We start from the raw sequence: 14,271 nt of genomic DNA on the forward strand, positions 1-14,271 counted from the left end.
TGTTGTTCTGTAGCCCCCCACAAAACAAAAAGTCGGAGCACGCGATGGTGGGGGGGGGGGTCCCCGGGCGGGCCCGGGGGGGAACAGGGGGGGGGGGCGCCCTCTCCGAGGGAGGGGCCCCCGCCGTCGTCGAACTTTAGATGTTGAAGCCGAGGGCCCGCATCTGGTCCTTGCCGTCGTCGGTGATCCGCTCGGGACCCCATGGCGGCATCCAGACCCAGTTCAGCCGCCAGTCGTCCACGACGCCGTCCAGCGCCTGGCCCACCTGCTCCTCGAGCACGTCGGTGAGAGGGCAGGCGGCGGTGGTGAGCGTCATGTCGATCAGGAGCGCACCGTCGTCATCGGAGTATTTGAGGCCGTACAACAGCCCCAGGTCCACCACGTTGACGCCGAGCTCAGGGTCGATGACGTCCTTGAGCGCCTCTTCGACGTCCTCCAGGGCCGTCCGGCCCGGCTTGATTTCGGTCATGACAAGTCCTAACTAGGCCTGTACTGCGGCGGGAGCCGCGACGGTGGCTGCGCCGGCGCCCTTGGCGTACCGGTCGTAGCCTTCTTCCTCGAGGCGGTCGGCCAGCTCGGGGCCGCCTTCCTCGACAACCTGGCCGTCCACGAACACGTGCACGAAGTCAGGCTTGATGTAGCGCAGGATGCGGGTGTAGTGGGTGATGAGCAGCGTGCCCATGTTCCCCTCGGAGTGCGCGCGGTTGACGCCCTCGGACACGATCTTCAGCGCGTCCACGTCCAGGCCGGAGTCGGTTTCGTCCAGGACGGCGAACTTGGGCTTGAAGAGCTCCAGCTGGAGGATCTCCACGCGCTTCTTCTCACCGCCGGAGAAGCCTTCGTTGACGTTGCGCTGGGCGAAGTCGGCGTCGATGCGCAGCTTCTCCATGGCGTCCTTGACGTCCTTGGTCCAGGTACGCAGCTTGGGTGCTTCGCCGTCGATGGCGGTCTTGGCGGTGCGCAGGAAGTTGGTCATGGTGACGCCGGGAACCTCCACCGGGTACTGCATGGCCAGGAAGAGGCCGGCGCGGGCACGCTCGTCGACGCTCATGTCCAGCACGTCTTCGCCATCCAGGGTGATGGTGCCGCTGGTGACGGTGTAGCGGGGGTGTCCTGCGATGGTGGACGCCAGGGTGGACTTGCCGGAGCCGTTCGGGCCCATGATGGCGTGGGTTTCGCCGGTCCTGATGGTCAGGCTGACGCCCTTCAGGATCTCCTTGGTGCCCTGTTCCGTCTCAATGCTGACGTGCAGGTCCTTGATCTCAAGAGTTGACATGCTCTTCTTTCTTTTCGCTCGTAAGTCTGGTGCTGCGGGCGCTCAGTAGTTGTCTACTGCCGCGCCGTTCAAAACGTTGGTGACGTCCACGTAGACGTCGTCCCCGTCGAGTTCGACGGCGAAGACGGGCACGGGATCGTAGGCGGGGAGCTGGAGCGGCTGGCCGCTGCGCAGGTCGAACTGGGAGCCGTGGCCCCAGCACTCGATGGTGCAGCCTTCCACGTCGCCCTCGGACAGGGAAATGTCCGCGTGCGAGCAGGTGTCGCCGATGGCGTGGATGTCACCCATCGAATCCCGGACGACGGCCACAGGGTAGCCGTCGACCAGGATGCGCAGCGCCTGCTTGACCTGGATATCGCTGGCACTGCATACCAGCTCACCCTTGGGAGTCCCGCTCATACGTTCCTGCCTGCCTGTCCCTAGTAGTCGATTGCCGCGAGTTCGCGCTCAACAGCTTCGGTCAGCCGCTCTTCGAGGGCCGGGACCTTGATCTGCTGGATGATCTCGTTGAGGAAGCCACGGACCACCAGGCGGCGGGCGACGTCCTCGGGGATGCCGCGGGCCATCAGGTAGAACAGGTGCTCGTCGTCGAAGCGGCCGGTGGCGCTGGCGTGGCCGGCACCCTCGATCAGGCCGGTCTCGATCTCGAGGTTCGGCACGGAGTCGGCGCGGCAGCCGTCGGTGAGGACCAGGTTCTGGTTCTTCTCGTAGGAGTCGGTGCCTTCTGCCTGCTTCTGAATCAGAACGTCGCCCACCCAGACGGTGTGCGCGCCCTTGCCCTGCAGCGCGCCCTTGTACAGGACGTTGGACGTGCAGTTGGGCTTGTTGTGGTCCACGAAGGAGCGGTGCTCAAGGTGCTGTCCGGCGTCGGCGAAGTAGAGGCCCAGGAGCTCTGCCTCGGCGCCTTCACCGGCGAAGCGGACGTTGGAGTTCAGGCGGACGATCTTTCCGCCGAGGGTCACCGCGATGTGCTTGTACACGGCGTCCTTGGCAACCTCGGCGTCGTGCTGTGCCAGGTGCTTGGCGTCGTCTTCCCAGAGCTGCACGGAAACCACGGTCAGCTTGGCGCCGTCGCGGACCAGGACCTCGACGTTGCCGTTGTGGTCGGCTGCTCCGTCGTGCTCGATGATGACCACGGCACGGCTGTTCGCGCCGGCCTCGATGACCAGGTGCGAGTTGGTGCGGCGGCCCGCGCCGTTGCCGGTCAGGACCAGGCGCACGGGGGCGTCCAGTTCAGCGTTCGCGGGGATGGAGATGAGCTGGGCGTCCGCGGCGTTGGCGGAGGCCACGACGGCGGCACGGTCGGCCGGCACCAGGGTGGCGCCACGGGGGGCCTCACCTGCGCGGAGGGTCCGCTGCGTCACGGATGCCGGCGCCTCGACGGTGACGCCCAGGGCGCCGTCCTCCGACGGGGTGTCGGACAGCAGGTTGGCCAGTTCGCGCACCGGGGTGAAGCGCCATTCCTCTTCCCGGCCGTTGGGCAGGGCGAAGTCGGCCACGTCATGGCTGGTAAGGCGTTCGGCGCGCGAGGACATGACCTGCGTGCCGTGGCTGTGGTGGCGGTCAACCTTGGAGGCGACGAGGTGTTCGCCCTCCTCGGTGAAACCGGCGATCGACGGCGCGCCGATGCGGGCCTTCTCGGTAGTTGCTTCGGCAGTCATTAACCGACGGATCCTTCCATCTGGAGTTCGATGAGGCGGTTCAGCTCAAGGGCGTATTCCATGGGCAGTTCACGGGCGATCGGCTCAATGAAGCCGCGCACGATCATGGCCATGGCCTCGTCCTCGGGCATGCCGCGGGACATGAGGTAGAACAGCTGTTCCTCGCTGACGCGGGAAACGGTGGCCTCGTGTCCCAGCTGGACATCGTCCTCGCGGATGTCGATGTACGGGTAGGTGTCAGAGCGTGAAATGGTGTCCACCAGCAGGGCGTCGCAGCGCACGGTGTTGGCCGAGTGCTTGGCGCCTTCGCGGACCTGCACCAGGCCGCGGTAGGCCGCACGGCCGCCGCCGCGGGCAACGGACTTGGAGATGATGGAGCTCTTGGTGTTCGGCGCGATGTGCACCATCTTGGAACCGGTGTCCTGGTGCTGGCCTTCGCCGGCGAACGCGATGGACAGGGTCTCGCCCTTGGCGTGCTCGCCCACCAGGTAGACGGCCGGGTACTTCATGGTCACCTTGGAGCCGATGTTGCCGTCCACCCATTCCATGGTGGCGCCGGCTTCGCAGACCGCGCGCTTGGTCACCAGGTTGTACACGTTGTTCGACCAGTTCTGGATCGTGGTGTAGCGGACGCGGGCGCCCTTCTTCACGATGATCTCCACCACGGCGGAGTGCAGCGAGTCAGAGGTGTAAATCGGCGCGGTGCAGCCTTCGATGTAGTGGACGTAGGAGTCCTCGTCGGCGATGATCAGGGTGCGCTCGAACTGGCCCATGTTTTCCGTGTTGATGCGGAAGTAAGCCTGCAGCGGGATGTCCACGTGGACGCCCTTGGGCACGTACACGAAGGAGCCGCCCGACCAGACGGCGGTGTTCAGCGACGCGAACTTGTTGTCGCCCACCGGGATCACGGTGCCGAAGTACTCCTGGAAGATCTCCGGGTGTTCCTTCAGTGCAGTGTCCGTGTCCAGGAAGATGACGCCCTGGGCCTCGAGGTCCTCACGGATCTGGTGGTACACCACCTCGGACTCGTACTGCGCGGCAACGCCCGAGACCAGGCGGCTGCGCTCGGCTTCCGGGATGCCCAGCTTCTCGTACGTGTTGCGGATGTCCTCGGGCAGGTCCTCCCAGGTGGCGGCCTGCTTCTCGGTGGAGCGGACGAAGTACTTGATGTTGTCGAAGTCGATGCCGGAGAGGTCTGCACCCCAGGTGGGCATGGGCTTGCGGTCGAAGTACTTCAGGCCCTTCAGGCGCAGGTCGAGCATCCACTCGGGTTCGCTCTTCTTGGCCGAAATGTCCCGGACTACCTCTTCATCGAGACCACGCCGTGCATTGGCGCCGACGTCGTTCTTGTCGGCCCAGCCGTACTCGTAGTTGCCGATGCCATGGAGCTCGGGATTCTTTTCCAGAATCTCCGAGATCACAGTGTTTTCGGCTACTGCTTTCTCTGATAGTTGGTCCGTCATCACGGCCTTTCTTGCTGATGGTTGATTTCTTCGTCCAGGCCGGCGGGGGCTGCAGCCGGCGCGGGGGCCGGTTTGGCAGACAGCCTGCCTGTAGGAATGTGGGTGGTGCAGACGTGGCCGCCGCGGGCCAGCGTGGATAGCCTGCGGACATCGACTCCCACCAGCCTTGAGAAGACCTCGGTTTCGACGTCGCAAAACACCGGGAACCGGGCTGCAAGCTGCTGGATGGGGCAGTGTCCCTGGCAGAGCTGCACGCTGGAGAGCGCCGCAGGAAGGGGCGCCTTGGCCTCGATGGTGGCCGTGGACGCAACGAAGTTGTCGCGGCTGAGGGCGGCTGACAGGGCCTTGGCCCGGTCCCGGATATCCGGGCCGGCCTGCTCGATTTCGGGTGCGTAGCGGCGCTCCATGTCCGCGAAACGTTCGACGGCGAAGGCCCGGACCGCGTCAGGTCCCGCAACCTTTTGCAGCTGCTGGAGCGCAAGGGCGGCGATGTCCAGGTAATCGTTGCCGAGGCTTGACTGGCCCTGGGAACTCAGGACGTAGCGGCGGGCCGGACGGCCGGCGCGCGCTCCGGGTTTGGCCACCCGCTTGACTTCGATGACGCCTGCGCGCGACAGGTGGTCCAGGTGGCGCCGGACGGCGGCCGGGGTGAATCCCAGCATGTCCCCCAGTTCGGCCGCACTGACGGGGCCGTGCTCCAGGACGGCAGCGAGGACCCGGTCCCGGGTCCGCTCGTCGGCATCGGCCAGAGGACTGGATCCACCAGTCCCGGGGCCGGCCACGGGCACAGCTGTAGCGTTGGTCATGGAATACACAACACAATCATGTCGTAATTTAGTCCCGGGCTCCAGTAAGGACAGGCTGACCTTTGGTTGCCGACGGAATGTGACCACGGGACCGGTCGAGTCGAAGGGCTTCCCGACCCGGACGTAAGAAAATACTACGTCCCGTAGAATATTGTGGTGCGATCCCCCCAGTCCCCCGTCCTGTCCATCCATGGGCTCATCAAGGACGTCGGCCCCCTTTCCAGCCTGGACGGAAAGATGCTTCGGGTTGTCAGCGGCGTCTCCCTGGTGGCCGAACGCGGCCAGGTCACCGCCCTGCTCGGCGCCAACGGCGCCGGGAAAACCACAACCCTCGAATGCGCGCAGGGCCTGCAAAAGCGCACCGGCGGCAGCATCTCACTCCTGGGCCAGGACCCTGCAACGGCCGGCGCGGACCTGCGCTCCCGCGTCGGTGTCATGCTGCAGGACGGCGGACTTCCGCCCTCCGCCCGGCCCCTGCCCCTGCTGCGGCACATCGGCGGGCTGTACGCGCGGCCCTGGCCGCTGGAGGACCTGGTGGGCAGGCTCGCCATCGATACCTTCAGCCGGACCAGCGTCCGCCGGCTGTCGGGCGGCCAGAAGCAGCGGCTGGCACTGGCCGCCGCCCTCATCGGACGCCCCGAGGTCCTGTTCCTGGACGAGCCCAGTGCAGGCCTGGACCCCCAGTCCCGGCAGCTGGTGTTCGACCTGATCGCCGAACTGCGCAACAGCGGCATGGGGATCATCCTGACCACGCACCTCATGGACGACGCCCAGCGCCTGGCCGACTATGTCTACATCATCGACGGCGGACGCAACGTGGCCGAGGGGACGGTGCAGGAACTGCTGCAGCGCAGCCCGGCTGCCGGCCAGGGCGGCGACCACGTCCGGACTCTGGCGTTCGAGGGACCTGCCGGCCTTGACCTGTCAGCGGTGCTGCCGGCCGGCGTCGACATCTCCGAAACCCGGGCCGGAAGCTATTCCGTGACCGGCGTCCTGACCCCGCGCCACCTCTCCGCCCTTGCCCAGTGGTGGGAAGAGAAGGGGATCATGCCCGCATCAATGAGCCTCGAGGCGCGTAGCCTTGAAGACGTCTTTCTGGACATTTCAGGAAAGGACATCCGATGAGCAACGCAGCTGGCCTGGAGACGCAGCAGCCGGCGTCCCTGCTCCGGCGTGTCCTCCTGCAGGGAAAATACGAGGCGCTGACCATGCTGCGCAACGGCGAACAGCTGATCCTTGCGGTGGTGCTGCCGCTGCTGGCGCTCGTCGGTTTGACGGTCACACCCTTCCTGGACGGGATGGGCTCCAGCCGCATCAACGTGGCCGTTCCAGGAATCCTTGCCCTGTGTGCCATGTCCACGGCTTTCACCGGTCAGGGCATCGCCACCGGCTTCGACCGCCGCTACGGCGTACTCCGGTTCCTCTCCACCACGCCCCTGGGCAGGGGCGGCCTGATCGCCGGCAAGGTCCTGTCCGTCCTGGCCGTCCTGTGCGTCCAGGTGGTGGTGGTGGGCCTTGTCGCCCTGACGCTGGGGTGGCAGCCGACGGCGGCGGGCTGGCTTCCGGGGCTGGCCCTGCTCGCGCTGGGCGCGGCGGCGTTCACCGCCCTGGGCCTGCTGGTTGCGGGAACGGTCAGGCCTGAGGCAACGCTGGCCATCACCAATCTCCTCTGGATCCTGCTGGGCGCCATGGGCGGGATCGTCATCCCGGCCGAACGGCTGCCTGCTGCCGCCCAGGCGGTTGTGCATTTCCTGCCGTCCGGCGCCCTGGGCGAGTCGATGCGCGCAGCCTTCCTGGATGGTGCCGTCAACGGCGGCGCCCCCCTCATCCTGCTCCTCTGGACGGCCATCGCCGGAGCAGCAGCCATCCGTTGGTTCAAGTGGAATTGAGATAATCGTGACCACGGCTTCACGCCTCCCCCAGTTCGCCGGCCGCCTGGCCTCGCGGCTCCCCCGCACCGTGGACGTCCGCGTCCGCCGCCTCGCCGTCGCCTCGCTGATCGGCCAGACACTCCTGGTGGTGACCGGCGGCGCCGTCCGCCTGACCGCGTCAGGCCTGGGATGCCCCACATGGCCCCGCTGCACGTCTGATTCCCTGGTGAACACCCCCGCAATGGGCATCCACGGCTTCATCGAGTTCGGAAACCGGCTCCTGACCTTCGCGCTGGCCGCCGTCGCAGCCCTGATGCTGGTGTACCTGTGGAACCTCCGGAAGGAACGCCGGGACCTCTTCCTCCTGGCCCTCGGGCTGCTGGCCAGCATCCCGGCGCAGGCGATCATCGGCGGTGTCACCGTCCTGACCAACCTGAACCCGTGGGTAGTGGGCCTGCACTTCCTGGTGTCCATGGCCCTGGTGGTCTTTGCCACCCTCCTGGTGAACCGGGCCTTCGGCCGGACGGGCCGCTTCCTTGCATCCCACCCCGCCGCCCTGCCCGCCGCCCTGCGCCCGGTGACGGCCGCCGTCGCCCTCTTCTCGGCCGTCGCCGTGATGCTCGGCGTGGTGGTTACGGGCGCCGGCCCGCATGCCGGGGACGCTGATGCGCCCCGCAACAACCTTGACTGGGACCTGTTCTCCCACATCCACGCCGTGCCGGCGTACCTGGTGACCGCCGGTACGCTGGTGGCCCTCGTCCTGGTCGTTAGGCGACGCATCAGGGGCCCCTTCCGCGCAGCCGTCCTGGCTCTCCTGGGGGTCACCGTGCTGCAGGCAATCATCGGGTTCACGCAGTACTACAACGGCATTCCCGCATTGTTGGTTGCTGCCCACATGCTGGGTGCTGCGCTGCTGATGGCGGCATCGACCAACGCGTGGGACATTGCCCACTCCAGCCCGCAGGAGACCTCCCGGCCGGGGCGGTAGGTCCCGGCAGTCCCGGGAGGCCCAGGAAATCGTTGGATTCCGGCTTCAGGACACGCCACACTCTCAAAGCACGGGGCGCCCCGGTCCATTGCGGACCGGGGCGCCTGGCGGTTCGGGCACTTCCTGCGGGTCTGCAGTCCTAGCGGCCCGGGGAAACGGCGGCGGTCCGCAGGCCGCCGTCGAACGCCGGGTCCAGGCTCTCAATGGAGTCCGCCGTGATCTGCAGGACACGCGCCGTGGCGATGTCGTAGAACAGTCCCGTTGCCTGCACGCGGCCGCATGCCAGCGCGGGCCCCGCGACCGGATGTTCCTGCAGTTTCGCCAGCTGCACCGCCACGTTCACCATGGCCAGCTGGTCCACCCTGCCGTAACCGGCTGCGGCGGCCTGCCTGCCGACCGGATGGCCCGCCAACAGCTCCGTGTAAGCCGGCCGGGCATGGTCGAGCCACTTCACGAATGCGTCGCCGAGGGAACGGTTGTCCCCGCCCCCGGCTTCCGCGAGCACGGCCTTCATGGCACCGCAATTGGAATGTCCGCAAATCACCAGCGACTGCACCCCCAGGCCGTCCACCGCGAAGGACAGGGCCGAATCGATGGATGCGTCACGGCCGTGGCCGCACACCACGTTGCCGATGTTCCGAAGGGTGAGCAGGTCCCCGGGGCCGCTGCTGGTGATCAGGTTCGGGTTCACGCGGGAATCAACACAGGCCACGAACAGGCTGTCCGGGTTCTGCGTTTCCGTGAGGTCATGGACCAGCGGCCGGACCTGGTGGGCAAACCGCCGGTGGTACCGGTCGATGCCATGCAGCAGCGGCTCCTTCCGGGGCGGCAGGGGCAGTTCCGTGGCCACTTCCCGCCGCGGTGCGCGGTCTGCGGCGTCGTGGAACACGGTGTTGCCGTGCTCCTCGAGGCGTACGTTGCCGCCAGTGGCCTGGTGCTGCTGTTGCCAGGCGAGCAGGGCTTCCCGGAAGGGATGGTCCACGTAATCGGCGTTGAGCTCCACCATCACGCTGGCTCCGGACGGCACGGCCTGCAGCGTGCTGTTGAGCCGCGGCAGGGCGAAGAAGCTGCATGAACCTCCGATGGTCACCCGCCAGGGAATTGACGGCGCGGCAGGCGGGTGGGCCTGGATGGGGGCCCGCAGGACGCGCCACAGCACACTGACGGCGGCCAGGGCCAGGCCGATCATCACGCCTTCGAGCAGGTTCAGGAACACCACGCAGGCCAGCGTCACAGCGTAAATGGCCAGGTCGCCGGTGCGCAGGCTGGTCCGGATGTCAGCCACCTTGATCAGGCGCGCGCCGATCACCACCAGGAGGCCGGCCAGGACCGCCAGCGGGATCAGCTGGATCAATCCGGCAAAGAGGGCGGAGAAGGCCAGGACCCACACGCCGTGCAGTACCGCGGAGGCCCGGGTCGCCGCGCCCGCTTCCACGTTGGTGGCACTGCGGACAATGACGCCGGTCACGGGCAGGCCTCCCAGTGAGCCGGACACAATGTTCGCGGCGCCCTGGCCGACCAGCTCCCGGTTCAGGTTGGTCCGGGTGCCGGTGTGCATCTTGTCCACCGCCACGGCTGACAGCAGTGATTCGATGCTGGCGATCAGTGCCATGGTCAGGACGGCAAAGGCAAAGGCGCGCCAGTTGCCGTCCGGAAGCTGAGGCAGCGCGATGGCATCGAAAATCGAACCGTCCAGTGCGATGCGCTTCACGCCCGGCGCAAAGGCGACGGCCAAAGCGGTCCCTGCTGCCACGGCCGCCAGGGGGCCGGGAACGCGGCGGACAGCGGCCGGCAGGAACTTCCAGCACAGGAGGATTGCCACCACGGCCAGTCCGAGCAGTGCCGCGTGCAGTTCAAGGTTGGTGATGGCCGACGGCAGCCCGGCGAGGTTTTCCAGTGCCGAGCCGGCGGGCTGTCCGCCGAGGAGTACGTGGAGCTGCTGCAGGATGATGGTGATGCCGATTCCGGCGAGCATGGCCTTGACCACCACCGGCGAAACGGCGAGGGCGGCCCTGCCCACGCGGCTGATCCCCAGCAGGAGCTGCACGACGCCGGCCGCTGCGGTGATGGCGCAGGTAACCTGCCAGCCGAATTCCTGGACAAGGCCGGCGACGACGACGGTCAGTCCGGCGGCGGGTCCACTCACCTGGAGCGGTGAGCCGCCGAGGCTGCCGGCCACGATGCCGCCGACGGCGGCGGCAATGAGTCCGGCCATGATGGGTGCCCCCGACGCTGCTGCGATGCCAAGCGAGAGGGGAAGGGCCACGAGGAACACCACCAGGGAGGCCGGTACATCGGCGGCAAGGTGCATGGTGGCGGCCGGACGGTGGAACCTGAAACGGCTGCCCCGGCCTCCCGGCGGGCTGTGGCTGGGGGCGGTGGCTGCGGTGGGACGGGCTTCCATGGTTTTCCTTTGCTCGGGGGCAGGGTCCGCTCCACCGTAAGCAGCCCGTCACTGTCAATGACAGTAAAAGTGACGCATATGACAAACCTGTCACACGAATTCGAGGGGCCTGAAGGTGAGCCCGGACCCGGGGAAAGCCTTGCCGCTTAAACCAGAGAGGCGGCCCCCACGCCACGTGGGAGCCGCCTCTGCGGGACCGGCCTTGCTAGCCGGCCATGATCGCGTTTCCGACGAAGGGGTCCACCGCTAGGGCGATGAACAGCAGGGTCAGGTAGCTGATCGATCCGTGGAAGACCTTCATGGCGCGCTTATCCGGAATATCCTCGCGCTGGGCACGGGCATACAGCGCGTGCGATTCATACAGGAACCAGGCTCCCGCGAGGACCGCGGTGACGGTATAGACCCAGCCCGCACCCCCGGCCGGGATCATGAGCAGCGAGCAGGCCACCATGGCCCAGGCGTAGAGGACCACCTGGACGGATACCACCTTGGCCCCGGCGATGGCGCCGAGCATGGGAACGTTCGCGTTTCGGTAGTCCTCGCCGTAGCGCATGGACAGGGGCCAGTAGTGCGGCGGGGTCCACAGGAAGATCACCATGAACAGGATCACTGCCGGCCATTCGACGGAGTTCGTGACGGCGGCCCACGCGATCAGCACGGGGAAGCAACCGGCCGCGCCGCCCCAGACAATATTCTGCGCGGTGCGGCGCTTGAGGATCATCGTGTAGATGACCACGTAGAAGAAGATGGCCCCCAGGCCCAGCCACGCCGACAGCGGATTGGCGCCAAACCACAGGATCACGATGGATGCCGCCCCCAGCAGCCAGGAGAAGACCAGGGCCTCGCGGGGGGTCACTTCGCCGGTGACCAGCGGCCTGTTTTCCGTTCGGTGCATCAGCTTGTCGATGTCGCGGTCGATGTAGCAGTTGAAGGCCCCCGCGCTGCCCGCGGCGAAGGCTCCACCGACCAGCGTGGCCAGGATCAGCCCAAGGGACGGGAAGCCGCGCTCGGCGTAGATCATGGTGGGCAGTGTGCTGACCAGGAGGAGCTCGATCACGCGCGGCTTGGTGAGGGCGAGATACGCCTTGGCCTTGCGGGCAAACCCGGAACCTGCGGCCCGGGATGCGTTCAGGGGCGTATCTGTTGTGCTCACGGTGGCAGTCACCCGTTCTGTGTGGCAGTTGAGGCTGGCAAGCAGCTCCGGTCGTGCGGCCCGGACCCGGGCACAACACGAGGGAGGAAAAGCGCCTGGTGCGTGCAACAGCCGGGGAACTCCGGGCGGCGACAGCAATGCCCACCCGGTGTTGGCCTCCGAATATCATACCGCGCCGCAGGCCGTGTCCCGGCCCCGCCGTATGCGCAGATGATTGCTCGCGCACCGATTCGAGCAGATTAACTCAACCTCACGGAATGGTGATTCACAAAAGGGGAAATTGCGTCCACAACGTGAGATTTGCACCGCCCGCAGTATGGATAAGAGCTAAGCTGTCACCAGATCAGCACGCAGCAGGAAAGCAGTGGAAAACGCATTCCCTACGCTGTCCGTGACTGGAATCAAGGATCAACGTTTCGATGGTGGACGGCTGGTACGCAACGGCAGCGGGCGCCACACAGGGCGCCTTTGACCGAACCCCGTGTACCACCGCCACCAGCAAAGAGAGGGGCCCGGTTTTCGTGCCACATTTGGAAGAGCAAGAACTGTCATGGACCAGCCTGGACCAGCGTGCCGTGGACACCATCCGTGTCCTGGCCGCCGACGCCGTGGAGAAGGTGGGCAACGGCCACCCGGGTACCGCGATGAGCCTGGCGCCGGCCGCCTACCTGCTGTTCCAGAAGCTGATGCGCCATGATCCGCGTGATCCCCAGTGGCTGGGCCGCGACCGTTTCGTCCTGTCCCCCGGCCACACGTCGCTGACGCTGTACATCCAGCTGTTCCTGTCGGGCTACGGGCTGGAACTGAAGGACCTCGAGGCCCTCCGCACCTGGGGTTCCCTGACCCCGGGCCACCCCGAGTACAAGCACACCGCCGGTGTGGAGATCACCACCGGTCCGCTCGGCCAGGGCCTGGCCTCCTCGGTGGGCTTTGCCTACTCGCAGCGCCGCCAGCGCGGCCTGTTCGACGCAGACGCGCCGGCTGGCGAGTCGCCCTTTGACCACACCATCTGGGTTATTGCTTCCGACGGCGACCTGCAGGAAGGCGTCACGGCTGAAGCCTCGTCGCTGGCCGGCCACCAGGAGCTCGGCAACCTCGTGGTCATCTACGACGAGAACCACATCTCCATCGAGGACGACACTGACATCGCCTTTACCGAGGATGTCCTGAAGCGCTATGAGGCCTACGGCTGGCACACCCAGCGCGTGGACTGGACCCGCACCGGGGAATACAAGGAGGACGTCCAGGAGCTCTACAGCGCCCTGCTCGCGGCCAAGGCCGAAACCTCCAAGCCGTCCATCATCTCGCTGCGGACCATCATCGGCTACCCGGCCCCCAAGAAGCAGAACACGGGCAAGATCCACGGTTCCGCGCTCGGCGCCGAGGAAGTCGCAGCGCTGAAGGAAGTCCTGGGCTTCGACCCCGCCAAGTCCTTCCAGGTCGACCAGGAGGTCCTGGACCACGCCCGCAAGGTTGTGGAGCGCGGCGCCTCCGAGCGCAAGGAATGGGAAGAGTCCTTCAACGCGTGGCAGGCTGCCAACCCCGAAGGCGCGGCACTGCTGCAGCGCATCGAGGCGCAGGAACTCCCCGAGGGCGTCGATGCGGCGCTTCCGGTCTTCCCGGCCGGCAAGGACGTTTCCACCCGCGCGGCATCCGGCAAGGTCCTCAACGCCCTGGGCCCGGTCCTGCCCGAGCTGTGGGGCGGTTCCGCCGACCTCGCCGAGTCCAACAACACCACCATCGAAGGCTCCCCGTCCTTCGTCCCGGCATCAAAGCAGACCGGTGCCTGGTCGGGCAACCCGTACGGCCGCGTCCTGCACTTCGGCATCCGCGAGCACGCCGCCGCATCGATCGTCAACGGCATCAGCCTGGCCGGCAACACCCGGGCCTTCTCCGGAACGTTCCTGATCTTCAGCGACTACCAGCGCCCCGCCATCCGCCTCGGCGCCCTGATGGGCGTTCCGTCGCTGTACGTCTGGACGCACGACTCCATCGGCCTGGGCGAGGACGGCCCCACCCACCAGCCGGTGGAACAGCTCGCCTCGCTGCGCGCCATCGTGGGCCTGGACGTGGTCCGCCCCGGTGACGCCAACGAAGTGGCTGCCGCGTGGAAGACCATGCTCGAAAACCACGCCAACCCGGCAGGCATCGTCCTGACCCGCCAGAACATTCCCACCTGGGAACGCGGGGAGGGCGACGCCGATGGCGACACCTTCGCTTCCACCGCCGGCGTGGCAAAGGGCGGCTACGTCCTGGCCGAGGCATCGAAGGACGGCGCCACGGTTCCGGCCGACGTCATCCTGATCGCCACGGGCTCCGAGGTCCAGCTGGCCGTCCAGGCACGCGAAGCCCTGCAGTCCGAGGGCATTGCAGCCCGGGTTGTCTCCATGCCCTGCGTCGAATGGTTCAAGAAGCAGGACGCGGCATACCGCGAATCCGTCCTGCCGGCAGCCGTCAAGGCACGCGTGTCCGTCGAAGCAGGCCTCGCCCTGGGCTGGCGCGAATTCGTCGGCGATGCCGGCCGTTCCGTCAGCCTCGAGCACTACGGCGCTTCCGCCGACTACAAGCGCCTCTTCCAGGAGTTCGGCATCACGGCGGAGGCAGTGGCCGCCGCCGCCAAGGACTCACTCTCCAGCCTCCAGGCCTGAT

At 67.0% G+C, this 14,271-nt stretch carries 12 protein-coding genes; 4 read left to right on the top strand and 8 right to left on the bottom strand.

All coding sequences use genetic code 11. The annotated features are described in order from the left end of the window. Positions 1-136 precede the first annotated feature (136 nt). From PUN71_RS06255 to PUN71_RS06280, 6 genes are read right to left on the bottom strand one after another with little or no spacing between them, the layout of a single operon-like run. On the bottom strand, positions 137-469 hold the full coding sequence (locus PUN71_RS06255) for a metal-sulfur cluster assembly factor (RefSeq protein ID WP_018761278.1): 333 nt from the start codon (positions 467-469) through the stop codon (positions 137-139). 12 nt (positions 470-481) lie between these two features. Next, positions 482-1,276 carry a Fe-S cluster assembly ATPase SufC gene (sufC, locus tag PUN71_RS06260; protein WP_043454759.1) on the bottom strand — a complete coding sequence of 265 codons (795 nt, stop codon included), beginning with the start codon at positions 1,274-1,276 and terminating at the stop codon, positions 482-484. Positions 1,277-1,318: 42 nt separating this feature from the next. Further along, positions 1,319-1,675 (bottom strand): non-heme iron oxygenase ferredoxin subunit, encoded by a 357-nt coding sequence (locus tag PUN71_RS06265; protein ID WP_277797730.1) that lies wholly within the window; start codon positions 1,673-1,675, stop codon positions 1,319-1,321. Positions 1,676-1,695: 20 nt separating this feature from the next. Then, the gene (gene sufD, locus PUN71_RS06270) at positions 1,696-2,937 is read right to left on the bottom strand and encodes a Fe-S cluster assembly protein SufD (protein WP_043454762.1); all 1,242 of its coding nucleotides are present in this window, start codon (positions 2,935-2,937) and stop codon (positions 1,696-1,698) included. Next, positions 2,937-4,400, bottom strand: coding sequence for a Fe-S cluster assembly protein SufB (gene sufB / locus PUN71_RS06275; protein ID WP_043454764.1), 1,464 nt, complete (start codon positions 4,398-4,400; stop codon positions 2,937-2,939). The genes sufD and sufB overlap by 1 nt, the downstream gene beginning before the upstream one ends. Next, positions 4,400-5,206, bottom strand: coding sequence for a helix-turn-helix transcriptional regulator (locus PUN71_RS06280; protein ID WP_277797731.1), 807 nt, complete (start codon positions 5,204-5,206; stop codon positions 4,400-4,402). The genes sufB and PUN71_RS06280 overlap by 1 nt, the downstream gene beginning before the upstream one ends. Positions 5,207-5,362: 156 nt before the next feature. Here PUN71_RS06280 and PUN71_RS06285 point away from each other — a divergent pair, with 156 nt between their 5' ends. Genes PUN71_RS06285 through PUN71_RS06295 form a run of 3 tightly spaced genes read left to right on the top strand, consistent with a single transcriptional unit; the run spans position 5,363 to position 8,065 of the window. Continuing rightward, positions 5,363-6,331: an ABC transporter ATP-binding protein gene (locus PUN71_RS06285; protein WP_277797732.1), complete on the top strand. Its 969-nt coding sequence runs from the start codon at positions 5,363-5,365 to the stop codon at positions 6,329-6,331. Continuing rightward, positions 6,328-7,095: an ABC transporter permease gene (locus tag PUN71_RS06290; RefSeq protein ID WP_277797733.1), complete on the top strand. Its 768-nt coding sequence runs from the start codon at positions 6,328-6,330 to the stop codon at positions 7,093-7,095. The genes PUN71_RS06285 and PUN71_RS06290 overlap by 4 nt, the downstream gene beginning before the upstream one ends. Before the next feature lie 7 nt (positions 7,096-7,102). Continuing rightward, positions 7,103-8,065, top strand: coding sequence for a COX15/CtaA family protein (locus PUN71_RS06295; protein WP_043454767.1), 963 nt, complete (start codon positions 7,103-7,105; stop codon positions 8,063-8,065). 139 nt (positions 8,066-8,204) lie between these two features. Here the strand turns inward: PUN71_RS06295 and PUN71_RS06300 are convergent, their stop codons facing one another. Both PUN71_RS06300 and PUN71_RS06305 read right to left on the bottom strand, forming a co-directional pair. Beyond that, a complete protein-coding gene (locus tag PUN71_RS06300) occupies positions 8,205-10,469 on the bottom strand; it encodes a SulP family inorganic anion transporter (protein ID WP_277797734.1) in 2,265 nt (754 codons plus the stop codon). A gap of 205 nt (positions 10,470-10,674) precedes the next feature. Beyond that, positions 10,675-11,634 carry a heme o synthase gene (locus PUN71_RS06305; RefSeq protein WP_043454769.1) on the bottom strand — a complete coding sequence of 320 codons (960 nt, stop codon included), beginning with the start codon at positions 11,632-11,634 and terminating at the stop codon, positions 10,675-10,677. A 518-nt stretch (positions 11,635-12,152) separates the two neighbouring features. On the opposite strand from PUN71_RS06305, the gene tkt reads away from it, so the two are divergent. Continuing rightward, complete coding sequence (gene tkt, locus PUN71_RS06310; RefSeq protein WP_043454856.1) at positions 12,153-14,270, top strand: transketolase; 2,118 nt, start codon at positions 12,153-12,155, stop codon at positions 14,268-14,270. Position 14,271: the final 1 nt, after the last annotated feature.

Source organism: Arthrobacter sp. NQ7, assembly GCF_029581595.2.
Classification (GTDB): domain Bacteria; phylum Actinomycetota; class Actinomycetes; order Actinomycetales; family Micrococcaceae; genus Arthrobacter; species Arthrobacter phenanthrenivorans_B.

Excerpts from the sequence above, each read along its gene's own strand:
- PUN71_RS06280 (WP_277797731.1), bottom strand. The coding sequence starts at position 5,206 with ATGACCAACGCTACAGCTGTGCCCGTGGCCGGCCCCGGGACTGGTGGA.
- PUN71_RS06290 (WP_277797733.1), top strand. The coding sequence starts at position 6,328 with ATGAGCAACGCAGCTGGCCTGGAGACGCAGCAGCCGGCGTCCCTGCTC.
- sufD (WP_043454762.1), bottom strand. The coding sequence starts at position 2,937 with ATGACTGCCGAAGCAACTACCGAGAAGGCCCGCATCGGCGCGCCGTCG.
- sufC (WP_043454759.1), bottom strand. The coding sequence starts at position 1,276 with ATGTCAACTCTTGAGATCAAGGACCTGCACGTCAGCATTGAGACGGAA.
- PUN71_RS06300 (WP_277797734.1), bottom strand. The coding sequence starts at position 10,469 with ATGGAAGCCCGTCCCACCGCAGCCACCGCCCCCAGCCACAGCCCGCCG.
- sufB (WP_043454764.1), bottom strand. The coding sequence starts at position 4,400 with ATGACGGACCAACTATCAGAGAAAGCAGTAGCCGAAAACACTGTGATC.
- PUN71_RS06255 (WP_018761278.1), bottom strand. The coding sequence starts at position 469 with ATGACCGAAATCAAGCCGGGCCGGACGGCCCTGGAGGACGTCGAAGAG.
- PUN71_RS06265 (WP_277797730.1), bottom strand. The coding sequence starts at position 1,675 with ATGAGCGGGACTCCCAAGGGTGAGCTGGTATGCAGTGCCAGCGATATC.